Genomic DNA, 12104 nt, shown 5'->3' with positions numbered 1-12104 from the left:
CGCCCGGCCGATCTCACCGGTCAGTGGCTGCCCGAGTGCCCGAAACCGCCTGCGCCGCGCTGACTCTCGTCGAATTCCTCGACCAGTTCGAAGTGGGCCTGGACCACCGGTACGAGCACGAGTTGGGCGATGCGTTCGCCCACCGCGATGTTGAATGTCGTATGGCCACGGTTCCAGCACGAGACCATCAGCTCACCCTGGTAGTCGGAATCGATCAGGCCCACCAGGTTGCCCAGCACGATACCGTGCTTATGACCCAGGCCCGAACGCGGCAGGATCAGAGCGGCCAGGCCCGGATCGCCGATGTACACCGACAGACCGGTGGGAATCAGCAGGGTCTGGCCTGGTTCCAGGATGGTGTCCTGCTTGAGCATGGCCCGCAAGTCGAGACCGGCGGAGCCCGGTGTGGCGTACTGCGGCAGCGGGAATTCGCTGCCGATGCGGGGGTCGAGGATCTTGGCTTGTAGAGCGTGCATGGAAAATTAAACCTGGTTCAGCCGTTCGGCGATAAAAGTGATCAGTTGGCGGGCGATCTTGCCCTTGCTGGTCTGGGCGAAAAGGGTGGCGTGCAACTGGCGGTCGATCACGCTGCAGGCGTTTTCTTCGCTGTTGAAGCCGATGCTCGGGTTGGCGACGTCGTTGGCGACGATCAAGTCCAGATTCTTGTCCTTGAGCTTGCGCGCGGCGTAATCGAGCAGGTTTTCGGTTTCGGCGGCGAAGCCGACGCTGAAAGGGCGGTCGGGACGGGTGGCGATTGTGGCAAGAATATCCGGGTTGCGGACCATTTGTAATAACAGGCCGTCGCCGCTTGTAGGGTCTTTCTTCAATTTTTGTGGGGCGACGACCTCGGGACGGTAGTCCGCAACCGCCGCCGAGGCGATGAACAGGTCGCAAGGGATGGCCGCTTCGCAGGCCGCCAGCATGTCCCGGGCGCTGACCACGTCGATGCGGGTCACCCGGTCCGGCGTCGGCAGGTGCACCGGGCCGGTGATCAGGGTGACCCGGGCGCCGGCTTCCACGGCGGCTTCGGCCAGGGCGAAGCCCATTTTCCCGGAGCTGTGGTTGGTGATGTAGCGCACCGGGTCGATGTTTTCCTGGGTGGGGCCGGCGGTGATCAGCACGTGTTTGCCGGTCAGCGCCTGGCGCTTGAAGCAATCGGCGGCGCATTGGGCCAGGTCGGTTGCTTCGAGCATGCGACCCATGCCGACATCCCCACAGGCCTGGCTGCCGGAGGCCGGGCCGAAGACTTTCAGGTCGCGGCTTTCGAGCAGTTGCAGGTTGGCCTGGGTGGCCGGGTCGCGCCACATGGCCTGGTTCATCGCCGGCGCGACCGCGACCACCGCGTCGGTGGCGAGCACCAGGGTGGTCAACAGGTCGTCGGCGATGCCTTGGGCCAGGCGGGCGATCAGGTCGGCGGTGGCCGGTGCGATCAGCACCAGGTCGGCCCACTTGGCCAGCTCGATATGCCCCATGGCGGCTTCGGCCGCCGGGTCGAGCAGATCCAGGTGGACCGGGTGCCCGGACAGGGCCTGCATGGTCAGCGGAGTGATGAACTCACTGCCGCCGCGGGTCATGACGACCCGTACTTCCGCGCCCTGGTCGATGAGTCGGCGAACCAGCTCGGCGCTCTTGTAGGCGGCAATGCCGCCGCCGACGCCCAGAACGATGCGTTTCCGATACAGCCGCTGCATAGGCCTGCCTTTCGATTTCAGTGGTCAGTGCAAGGCGAACCTCTTGGCAACCGCTTGCCAGGGTGCAAATCGCCTGCAAAAAAGATGGGCTACGATATCACAGCGTCCGCTATGGAACAGCGGCGCACCACTGACCAGGGAGGTCCTATGAGTATTCGTGATTGGCCGGCGGCCGAGCGGCCCCGGGAAAAGTTGTTGGAGTTGGGCCCGGCGAGTCTTTCCGACGCCGAGTTGCTGGCGATTTTCCTGCGAACCGGTGTTTCGGGCAAAAGCGCGGTGGACCTCGCTCGACACCTGCTGCGGCAATTCGGTTGCCTGCGCGTGCTGCTGGAGGCCGACCTGCGAACGTTCAGCGCGCAGTTGGGCCTGGGGCCGGCGAAATTCGCGCAATTGCAGGCGATCCTGGAGATGGGACGCCGGCACCTGGCCCAGGATCTGCGCCGCGCGTCGGTGCTGGAGAGCCCGTTGGCCGTGCGTGATTACCTCAAGGCCATGCTGCGCCATGAACCCCATGAAGTGTTCGGTTGCCTGTTCCTGGATTCGCGACACCGGGTGCTGGCCTACGAAGCGCTGTTTCGCGGTTCAATCGACAGCGCCAGCGTCTATCCGCGGCAAGTGGTCAAGCGCGCCCTGGCCCACAATGCCGCCGCGCTGATCCTGTGTCACAACCATCCTTCGGGCAACACCGAGCCGAGCCAGGCCGACCGGGTCCTCACCGAGCGCCTCCAGGAGGCGCTGGAACTGATCGATGTGCGGGTGCTCGATCATTTCATCGTGGGCGACGGGGAGCCGCTGTCCATGGCGGAGTCTGGGTGGATGTGAGGCGGTGGCAAGCTGTCAGCTTCAAGCCGCAAGTCCAGGGCAGGGTGTGATCTGAGCTTGCGGCTTACGGCTTGAGATTGACCTTCGAGTAATCCTGTCGACCAAACGGGCTGACCGCGTAACCCTGGACTTCCTTGCGAGCCAGCGCGAAGGCGGTGGGGTGCGCCAGGGGCAGCCATAGGGCCTGTTGCTGGATCTGTGCCTGGGCCTGCTCATAGAGCTTGGTGCGCACGCCCTGTTCGCTGGTGGTCTTGCCGGCTGCGATCAGCTTGTCCAGGTCGGCATTGCAATAGCGAGCGAAGTTGGTGCCGGACTTGACCGCCGCGCAGGAAAACTGCGGCGTGAGGAAGTTGTCCGGGTCGCCATTGTCGCCGGCCCAGCCCATGAACAGCAGGTCGTGCTCGCCGGCCTTGGCGCGGCGGATCAACTCGCCCCATTCGATCACGCGGATCTCGGCCTGGATGCCGATTTCCGCCAGGTCCGATTGCAGCAGTTGTGCGCCGAGGCTGGGGTTGGGGTTCAGCAGGCTGCCGGAAGGTCGGGTCCAGATCGTCGTCTTGAAACCGTCCTTCAGGCCCGCCTTGGCCAGCAGGTCGCGGGCCTTGGCCGGGTCATGGGCGTAGCCGGGCAGGTTCTTGGCGTAGCTCCAGGTGTTTGGCGGGTAAGGGCCGTTGGCCGCCTGGGCGGTGCCTTCGAAGACGGTCTTGAGGTAGCTGCCCTTGTCGAAGGCGAGATTGATGGCCTGCCGGACCTCGGGTTTGTCCAGCGGTGGGTGCTGGCTGTTGATCGCTACGAAAGCGGTCATGAAGGCGTCGGTCTGTTCCACTTTCAACGTCGGCTCCTGTCGGGCGGCCTGTACGTCGAGCGGCTTGGGCGAGAGGGCGATCTGGCATTCGTTGCGTCGCAGTTTCTGCAGGCGCACGTTCGCATCTGGCGTGATGGCGAAGACCAGCGGGTCTACCTGGGGCTTGCCGCCGAAATAGTCGCTGTTGGCCTTGTAGCGGATCGAAGCATCCTTCTGGAACCGGTTGAAAATGAACGGGCCGGTGCCGATGGGCTGGCCGTTGAGTTTTTCCGGCGTGCCGGCCTTCATCAACTGGTCGGCATATTCAGCCGAATAGATCGAGGCGAACCCCATGCTCAAGGTGGCCAGGAAGGTCGAGTCCGCGTGGTCAAGGGTGAAGCGCACGGTCAGCGGGTCGAGGGCGTCGATCTTCTTGATCAGCGCCGGCAGTTGCATGGATTGGGCGTGGGGGAAACCGCTCTGGGCGACTTTATGCCAGGGGTTGGCCGGATCCAGCATGCGCTCGAAACTGAACTTCACGTCCTCGGCGGTCAGCTCGCGGTGCGGAGTGAAATATTCGGTGCGATGGAATTTGACCTTGGGCCGCAGCTTGAACACATAGGTCAGGCCGTCGGGCGAGATATCCCACTGTTCGGCCAGGCTGGGGACCACCTTGCCGCTGGCGGTGTCGAAATCCACCAGTCGGTTCATCAGGACGTCGGCCGAGGCGTTGGTGGTCGTCAGGGAGTTGTATTGGACGACGTCGAACCCTTCCGGGCTGGCTTCGGTGCAGACGCTCAGGGCAGCGGCCTGGGCCAGGGGGCTGGCCAGCAGGGGGACGAGCAACAGTGATAGGGCAGCGAGGCGCATGAGCAGGTTCCTTGTGCAGGTCGGAGGCCCATCTGCGAGTGCAGTCTGGAAAAGGCCTACCCTAGTGGGCTCGTTGGCAAATGACTATCCCCTTTTTGCTTTTTCCGGCAGGCTTTGCAGGTCAATTGATGAGGCGAAACCCACTGGCGGTTGAAAAAACCTCAATCCAGCGACGAGCGGTCATGGGTCTCGCCAGCCTTTGCCCCAGTGATCCGGGGCTGCAGGCCTATGCATTCTCATGAAGACAAATCACACGGGCTGTTGTTGCACCGAGGTCTTTCTGGTATAAAGCAGCGCTCTTTTCTAGGGGCCCGGTTCCTTCACTGTAGGTGTAGCCGGTAAGACCCTTAAAGAAACGCGGCGCCTGGCGCCAAATGACTGAGAGATTAAGCGGCCAACCCATGCCGGGTTGGGCATGTGGTTTTAGAGGGCTGAGGCATGTCTAGAGTCTGTCAAGTTACCGGTAAGGGTCCGGTGACTGGGAATAACATTTCCCACGCAAACAACAAAACCCGTCGTCGTTTCCTGCCGAACCTGCAGCATCACCGCTTCTGGGTTGAGTCCGAGAAACGTTTTGTACGTCTGCGCGTATCTGCCAAGGGCATGCGTATCATCGACAAGCGCGGCATTGATGTCGTGCTGGCCGAACTTCGCCGCGATGGCAAGGTTTAAGGGAGCTAATCATGCGTGAATTGATTCGTTTGATCTCGAGCGCCGGTACTGGTCACTTCTACACTACCGACAAGAACAAGCGTACTACCCCGGACAAAATCGAGATCAAGAAATATGATCCGGTTGTTCGCAAGCACGTGATCTACAAGGAAGGCAAAATCAAGTAATTGATTTTTCCTTCTTACGAAAAAGGCCCGTATCGCGAGATGCGGGCCTTTTTTGTTGCTTGTCGGATCAGGAGCGCACCGCAATACCTGTCCGCCGTGAGGTCAGGCCCGCAAGACTCCCATCCTCAAGCCTTCTGTTCGAACACCACGTAGATCTTGCGGCACGGTTCCAGCACTTCCCAGGTACCCTTGAAACCTGCCGGGATCACGAAGCGGTCGCCGGCCCGCAAGGTCTTGGCATTGCCTTCCTGGTCTCGTAGTACGGATACGCCCTGGACGATCTCACAGTATTCATGCTCGGTGTAGTTGACGGTCCACTGACCGACGGCGCCTTCCCACACGCCAGCATTCATCTGCCCGCAAGGGCTGTTGTAGTGGTTGAACACGGCCTGCTCGGGGTCACCCTTGAGGACCTTGGCCGGATCCGGGCGATAACGGTCGGCGGCGGTGCTGGCCTGACTGAAGTCGACGATGTCCTGGATGTTCATTTGCGTAATCCCTGGTGAATGCCTGGAAGGTTCCGAGTCTATGTTTATTAAAATGAACATCGCAAGGCCGTTTACTGGCCTTGTGTCAAATATATTGAAACTTGAGGGGCGGCTGGTTTAGGGTGGCGGGTGCCCTGTGCCAAAAACGTATGCCGCGAATAGGCTGGCCGGGCAGAATTCTTGAGCGCTGCGCGCAGCACGGCGTTTATTTTCCAATAAGAGGAGGACACTCGCATGACCACCCTGACTCGTGCCGACTGGGAACAGCGTGCCCGCGATCTGCGCATTGAAGGCCGCGCCTTCATCAATGGCGAATACACCGATGCAGTGTCCGGTGAAACCTTCGAGTGCGTCAGCCCGGTCGATGGCCGTTTGCTGGGCAAGATCGCCAGCTGCGACGTTGCCGATGCCCAGCGAGCCGTAGAGAACGCACGCGCCGTCTTCAATTCCGGCGCCTGGTCGCGCCTGGCGCCGAGCAAGCGCAAAGCCACCATGATTCGTTTCGCCGGCCTGCTCAAGCAGCACGCCGAAGAGCTGGCCCTGCTCGAAACCCTGGACATGGGCAAGCCTATCAGCGACTCGCTCAACATCGACGTTCCCGGTGCGGCCCAGGCATTGAGCTGGAGCGGCGAAGCCATCGACAAACTCTATGACGAAGTGGCCTCGACCCCGCACGACCAACTGGGCTTGGTAACCCGCGAGCCGGTGGGTGTCGTGGGAGCTATCGTGCCGTGGAACTTCCCGCTGTTGATGGCCTGCTGGAAGCTGGGCCCGGCGCTGTCCACCGGTAACTCGGTGGTACTCAAGCCCTCGGAAAAATCCCCGCTGACCGCTATCCGTATCGCCGCCCTGGCTGTCGAGGCGGGCATTCCGAAAGGCGTGCTGAACGTGCTGCCCGGCTATGGTCATACCGTAGGCAAGGCCCTGGCCCTGCACATGGACGTCGATACGCTGGTGTTCACCGGTTCCACCAGGATCGCCAAGCAGTTGATGATCTATTCCGGCGAATCCAACATGAAGCGCATCTGGCTGGAGGCCGGTGGCAAGAGTCCGAATATCGTGTTCGCCGATGCCCCGGACCTGCAGGCCGCCGCCGAAGCGGCCGCCAGCGCCATTGCCTTCAACCAGGGCGAAGTCTGCACCGCCGGCTCGCGCCTGCTGGTGGAGCGCTCCATCAAGGACACTTTCCTGCCCCTGGTGATCGAAGCCCTCAAGGGCTGGAAGCCGGGTAATCCACTGGATCCGGCCACGACGGTCGGTGCGCTGGTGGACACCCAGCAGATGAACACCGTGCTGTCCTACATCGAGGCCGGTCATGGCGATGGTGCCAAGCTGGTGGCTGGCGGCAAGCGGATCCTGGAAGAAACCGGTGGCACCTACGTCGAACCGACGATTTTCGACGGTGTGAGCAATGCCATGAAAATCGCCCAGGAGGAGATCTTCGGCCCGGTCTTGTCGGTCATCGCCTTCGACACCGCCGAGCAAGCCATCCAGATCGCCAACGACACGCCCTATGGCCTGGCGGCGGCGGTATGGACCCGGGACATCTCCAAGGCCCACCTCACCGCCAAGGCCCTGCGGGCCGGCAGCGTGTGGGTAAACCAGTACGACGGCGGCGACATGACCGCGCCGTTCGGTGGCTTCAAGCAGTCGGGCAACGGACGCGACAAGTCGCTGCATGCGTTCGATAAATACACCGAGCTGAAGGCGACCTGGATCAAGCTCTGACAACGAAGACCCCGCGCTTCATGTAGCCCGGGTCCCTTGTGGGGGCGAGCTTGCTCGCGATAGCGGTAAGGCAGTCGACGACTCTGTTGAATGTTGCGCCGTCATCGCGAGCAAGCTCGCTCCCGCATTTGTTTTGGGCGAACACTGAAAAGCGAATAACTGTCCACAGGAGCGTGGAAATGCGTTGGGCGACTTATTTCGCCGTGTTGTCGTCAGTCCTGAGCGTCGGCCTGGCCCTGGGCGTAAGCATGCCGCTGGTGTCGCTGCGCCTGGAGAGCTGGGGCTATGGCTCGTTTGCCATTGGAGTGATGGCGGCCATGCCGGCCGTGGGAGTGTTGCTCGGTGCCAAGGTGTCGAGCCGCCTGGCGGCGCGTTTCGGCACGGCGGCCTTGATGCGCCTGTGCCTTTGGGGCGGCGCGGTGTCCATCGGGATGCTGGCGCTGTTGCCCAGCTATCCGGTATGGCTGGTATTGCGGTTGTTGATCGGTGTGGTCCTGACCCTGGTGTTCATTCTGGGTGAGAGCTGGATCAACCAGTTGGTCGTTGAACAGTGGCGGGGCCGACTTGTGGCGCTGTATGGCAGCAGCTACGCCTTGAGCCAACTGTCTGGTCCGTTGCTGCTCGGCGCCTTGGGCACCGAGCACGATTACGGCTTCTGGGTGGGCGTAGCCCTGCTGCTGGTCTCGCCGCTGTTATTGCTTGGCCGTAGCGGTGCTCCCAGCAGCGAAGCCTGCAGCGTTACGCTCAGGGATCTATGGGGTTTCTGCCGGGGCTTGCCCGCGATTGCCTGGGCCGTGTCGCTGTTCGCCGCGTTCGAGGCGATGATCCTGACGCTGTTGCCGGTGTATTGCCTGCGCCAGGGGTTCAGCGCCGATATCGCCTTGGCGATGGTCAGTACGGTGGTTGTGGGTGATGCCTTGTTGCAACTGCCCATCGGAGCCTTGGCCGATCGGTTGTCGCGCCGCTCGCTGTTCGCCGGTTGCGCGGTGGCGCTGACCTTGTCCAGCCTCGCTGTTCCATTGTTGATCGATACCTTGCTGATCTGGCCCCTGTGGGTGCTGTTCGGTGCCAGTGCGGGCGGATTGTTCACCTTGTCGTTGATCCTGATCGGCGAGCGTTATCGCGACGATGCGCTGGTGCGGGCCAATGCCCATATCGCCCAGCTGTGGGGGATCGGTTGCTTGATCGGCCCCTTGGTGGCGGGCGCGGGCAGCCAGTGGATCAGCGGCCATGCACTGCCCTTGTTCATGGCCGTGGGAGCGTTCGGGCTGGTGATCCTGTTGTTGCGCCAGGGAGCGTTTGGCACCGCGCAGACCGCCTGAATCCTGCAAGCGCGACACAGCGCCTACAGCATTCGCTCCAGCCCCACGGTGGTGGCGAACCAGGCGTTGAAGCGTCGCCACCAGCTACCCGGCTCGCTGTCCAGGTCGTGCAGTTTGCCGTTGTCCTCGGTGCTCCACACGAGCCTGCCATCCTTGAGCCGGGCTTGATAGCTGAGCGGCGGCGCCATGCCTTGCAAGGCCAGCTCACGCACTTGGCCGGCAAGTTCCGGGCTGTCCACCAGGACGCCTACCTCGGTGTTCCACAGCACTGAGCGCGGGTCGAAATTGAAAGACCCGATGAAGGACTTCTGCCGGTCGAAAATGATCGCCTTGCTGTGCAGGCTGGAATCCGATTCGCCGTAGGACTTGCTGTAGAACAGGTGGGGGCTGCTGCCTCCGGTATCCCCGGGTTGGCGGCGCAGTTCGAACAGGCGTACCCCATGCTCCAGCAACGCCCTGCGATAGGGCGCATAACCGCCATGCACCGCGGGTACATCGGTGGCTTCCAGTGAGTTGGTCAGCAGGCTCACCGAGACTCCGGCATCGGCGCGGCTGGTGAGGTACACCAGCCCTGGCTGACCGGGCACGAAATAGGCCGAAATCATGATCAGTTCGTCCTGCACCCCCGTCAGCTCCGGTCCCAACTGCGTGGTCAACAGCAACTGCGGATCCGGCTCGTCCTTGGCCAGCACTTTGCTAGGGGCGTCCCACAATGCCTGGTTCCAGGCCCAGATCAACTGAGTGCGCCAGATATCCAGGCGTGGCTGAGTCCTGTAGGTGGTCAGCTGTCGGTACAGCGCCTGGTTCTCCTTGTGCGTCTGTTCCAGGGACTCCTGCAGGCGTTGGCGACTGTTGGCCAAGTCCTGGGCGGTGGGGCGATGGGACAGGAATTGCTCGATGGGCTTGCTCAGGGCACTGTTCCAGTACTGGTCGAAGCTGTGTCCCAGCTGTTCGGCTACCGGGCCGACGCCTAGCAGGTCGATGTCGGTGAAGTTGAGGTTGGGCTCGGCATCGAAATATTCATCCCCCAGGTTGCGCCCGCCGACGATCGCCATGCTGTTGTCCGCCAGCCAGAGCTTGTTGTGCATCCGCCGATGCTGCAACGACAGGTTGAACAGGCGCCCCAGGCCACGGGTTACACCGGTGGCGCGCCCCAGGTGCAGCGGGTTGAACAGGCGGATCTCGATCTGTGGATGTGCGGCGAGGGTGGCGATGATTTGCTCCTGGCCGTCGCTGGTGGTGTCGTCCAGCAGGATCCGCACTCGCACGCCGCGGTCGGCGGCCTTGAGCAACTCATCCACCAGCATCCGCGTGCTGATGCCGTCGTGCACGATGTAGTACTGCAAATCCAGGCTGCTCTGGGCCTGGCGAATCAGCTCGGCGCGGGCGGAGAAGGCGTCGGCGCTGTCGGACAGCAGGCGGAACCCCGAGCGCCCCTCGTGCGGGGCGGCCTGGCTCTGGACCGAGCGGCCGAAGGAAGACTGTGAGGCCGGCAGCGCCTGGGACGGCTCGCGAGTGACATCAAGACTGGCGCAGCCACCCAACAGCGAGGCGATTAACAGTAGAGCAGTCAGGATCGGTCTGGGTCTCACGTAGGAGCGTTCCGCAAGTTGGCATCTATCGGCTGTCGGGTGCTGCTTCCCTGCGTAAGTTCAGACGACGTCGCGTTGGCTTTCGTTCAACAACGCGATGGCGGCCGCACCGACCCTGCGCACGGCTTCTTCGATCTGTGCCGTTGGTTTGGCAGCGTAGTTCATCCGCAGGCAATTGCGGTATTTGCCCGACGCGGAAAAGATGCTGCCGACGGCGACCTGTACGCCCTGGTCGTTCAGGACCCGGTTGAGCTTCAGCGTATCGAAGCCTTCGGGCAACTCGACCCACAGCATGAAGCTGCCCCGTGGGCGACTGGCCCGGGTACCCGGCGGAAAGTAGCGACTGACCCAATCGATCATCACGTCGCGATTGCGCTGGTACTGGGTGCGCATCCGGCGCAAGTGGGGTTCGAAATGCCCGGCCTTGAGGAACTCGGCGATGGCGATCTGCGGCTGCGGGGCGGTGGAACCGGTGCTGATGTATTTCATGTGCAGCACCCGTTCCAGATAGCGTCCCGGCGCTACCCAGCCGACCCGCAGGCCGGGTGCCAGGGTCTTGGAAAACGAACTGCAAAGCAGGACTCGGCCGTCTTCGTCGAAGGATTTGATCGTGCGTGGTCGTGGATAGGTGTAGGCCAGTTCCCCATACACATCGTCTTCGATAATCGCCACGTCGAAGCGTTGAGCCAGGGTCAGCAGGGCGCGTTTATTGGCGTCCGGCATGATATAGCCCAGCGGGTTGTTACAGCTGGGCGTCAACTGTATGGCCTTGATCGGCCACTGTTCCAACGCCAGTTCCAATGCATCCAGGCTGATACCGGTCAGTGGGTCGGTGGGGATTTCCAGTGCTTTCATGCCCAGGCCCTTGAGGGTCTGCATGGCGCCGTGAAAGCTGGGGGAGTCTACCGCGACGATATCGCCTTGCTCGCAAGTGGCGCGAATGCTGACCGACAGCGCCTCGTGGCAACCGGTAGTGACGATCAGGTCACCCGCCCCGAGCGTGCAGCCGCAAGCCAGTAACAGGCGGGCGATCTGCTCGCGCAGTGCCAGGTTGCCGTAGATATTGTCGTAATACAGCCCCGGCATATCCTGCCGGCGGCTGATTTGCGCCAGGCTGCGCAGCAGCGGTTTCATGGTCGGTGAGTGGATATCCGGCATGCCGCGCCCCAGCTGTACCACGTCCTTGCGCGGCACCGCACGTATCAGTTCAAGCACCTGGTCCCATTGGGAGATGTCCACCGGACGCTGGGCCGGGCGGCCAACCGCCGGCAGCTCGGGCAATTCTCGGCTGACCGGCACGAAATAACCGGACTTGGGCTTCGGCATCGCCAGGCCGCTGTCTTCCAATACGCGGTAGGCCTGCTGCACCGTACTCAGGCTGACCCCGTGCTCCACGCTCAGGGCCCGCACCGACGGCAGCCGGTCGCCCGGACGATAGAAGCCCTGTTCGATGCGAGTGCCGAGCAATTCGGCGAGGTTCACGTAGAGGGTCATGGCGTACTCTCGATAGAGGTGAGAACGATACCGATACAGTTGGCCGGGAAAAACAGGATTCAGTGACGGAAAAGCCTTATCTGTATGCTTCTAAAAGACAGTGGTTGAATCTGTATTGCATTTGGCCGTCCGCGCATCATGAAAGCTCTGGCTACCCAAGTAAACAGGAGCGATGAAAATGAACGGCTTGAGCGATGTACGGCTGGCGCTGCACGGTCAGGAACTCCAGGCGGGGCAGGAAAGGGAGTTGCGCAATCCAATGCTGCGCAGCGGGCCTGCCTGCCTGAGCCGCTGGGGCCTGTTCTGGCATCGCTTGCATACACGCAAGGCCTTGCTGGAGCTGACGCCCGAACAGTTACGGGATATCGGGTTGACGCGTGAACAGGCGAGGGAGGAGGGGCTCAAGCCATTCTGGCGGCTTTGAGCAATCGCTCGCCAAGCGCAGACGGGGATGGCGAGAGTCTGGATGCCCTC

The 12104-nt window shown here is 62.2% G+C and carries 12 protein-coding genes; 6 read left to right on the top strand and 6 right to left on the bottom strand.

Going from position 1 to position 12104, the window contains the following annotated elements:
* Nucleotides 1–20: 20 nt before the first annotated feature.
* Together dut and coaBC are read right to left on the bottom strand one after the other, a co-directional pair.
* Nucleotides 21–476 (bottom strand): dUTP diphosphatase, encoded by a 456-nt coding sequence (gene dut / locus BLP99_RS05860; protein ID WP_072390710.1) that lies wholly within the window; start codon nt 474–476, stop codon nt 21–23.
* A 6-nt stretch (nt 477–482) separates the two neighbouring features.
* Nucleotides 483–1691, bottom strand: coding sequence for a bifunctional phosphopantothenoylcysteine decarboxylase/phosphopantothenate--cysteine ligase CoaBC (coaBC, locus tag BLP99_RS05855; RefSeq protein WP_072390707.1), 1209 nt, complete (start codon nt 1689–1691; stop codon nt 483–485).
* 147 nt (nt 1692–1838) lie between these two features.
* Here coaBC and radC point away from each other — a divergent pair, with 147 nt between their 5' ends.
* A complete protein-coding gene (radC, locus tag BLP99_RS05850) occupies nt 1839–2513 on the top strand; it encodes a RadC family protein (protein WP_072390705.1) in 675 nt (224 codons plus the stop codon).
* 64 nt (nt 2514–2577) lie between these two features.
* Here the strand turns inward: radC and BLP99_RS05845 are convergent, their stop codons facing one another.
* Nucleotides 2578–4167, bottom strand: coding sequence for an ABC transporter substrate-binding protein (locus BLP99_RS05845; RefSeq protein WP_072430957.1), 1590 nt, complete (start codon nt 4165–4167; stop codon nt 2578–2580).
* A 438-nt stretch (nt 4168–4605) separates the two neighbouring features.
* Between BLP99_RS05845 and rpmB the strand changes: the two genes are divergently transcribed.
* Together rpmB and rpmG are read left to right on the top strand one after the other, a co-directional pair.
* Nucleotides 4606–4839, top strand: coding sequence for a 50S ribosomal protein L28 (gene rpmB / locus BLP99_RS05840; RefSeq protein ID WP_007921114.1), 234 nt, complete (start codon nt 4606–4608; stop codon nt 4837–4839).
* Nucleotides 4840–4850: 11 nt separating this feature from the next.
* Complete coding sequence (rpmG, locus tag BLP99_RS05835; protein ID WP_003177274.1) at nt 4851–5006, top strand: 50S ribosomal protein L33; 156 nt, start codon at nt 4851–4853, stop codon at nt 5004–5006.
* Nucleotides 5007–5131: 125 nt separating this feature from the next.
* Here the strand turns inward: rpmG and BLP99_RS05830 are convergent, their stop codons facing one another.
* Entirely contained in the window at nt 5132–5494 is a 363-nt protein-coding gene (locus tag BLP99_RS05830) for a cupin domain-containing protein (protein WP_072390701.1), read from the bottom strand.
* Nucleotides 5495–5728: 234 nt separating this feature from the next.
* Here BLP99_RS05830 and BLP99_RS05825 point away from each other — a divergent pair, with 234 nt between their 5' ends.
* Both BLP99_RS05825 and BLP99_RS05820 read left to right on the top strand, forming a co-directional pair.
* Nucleotides 5729–7222: an aldehyde dehydrogenase gene (locus BLP99_RS05825; RefSeq protein WP_072390699.1), complete on the top strand. Its 1494-nt coding sequence runs from the start codon at nt 5729–5731 to the stop codon at nt 7220–7222.
* Nucleotides 7223–7401: 179 nt separating this feature from the next.
* A complete protein-coding gene (locus BLP99_RS05820; RefSeq protein ID WP_072390696.1) occupies nt 7402–8544 on the top strand; it encodes an MFS transporter in 1143 nt (380 codons plus the stop codon).
* 23 nt (nt 8545–8567) lie between these two features.
* On the opposite strand, the gene BLP99_RS05815 is transcribed toward BLP99_RS05820, so the two are convergent.
* Together BLP99_RS05815 and BLP99_RS05810 are read right to left on the bottom strand one after the other, a co-directional pair.
* On the bottom strand, nt 8568–10136 hold the full coding sequence (locus BLP99_RS05815; RefSeq protein WP_072390693.1) for a phospholipase D family protein: 1569 nt from the start codon (nt 10134–10136) through the stop codon (nt 8568–8570).
* 60 nt (nt 10137–10196) lie between these two features.
* Nucleotides 10197–11630 (bottom strand): aminotransferase-like domain-containing protein, encoded by a 1434-nt coding sequence (locus BLP99_RS05810; RefSeq protein ID WP_072390690.1) that lies wholly within the window; start codon nt 11628–11630, stop codon nt 10197–10199.
* A 178-nt stretch (nt 11631–11808) separates the two neighbouring features.
* Between BLP99_RS05810 and BLP99_RS05805 the strand changes: the two genes are divergently transcribed.
* Nucleotides 11809–12054, top strand: coding sequence for a DUF1127 domain-containing protein (locus BLP99_RS05805; RefSeq protein ID WP_072390687.1), 246 nt, complete (start codon nt 11809–11811; stop codon nt 12052–12054).
* The last annotated feature ends 50 nt before the right edge of the window (nt 12055–12104 follow it).

The sequence above is a fragment of the Pseudomonas sp. NFACC32-1 genome, from assembly GCF_900101215.1.
Lineage (GTDB): Bacteria > Pseudomonadota > Gammaproteobacteria > Pseudomonadales > Pseudomonadaceae > Aquipseudomonas.
Note: the sequence above shows the minus strand (reverse complement) of the source record. Positions and strands in the feature narration are given on the sequence as shown.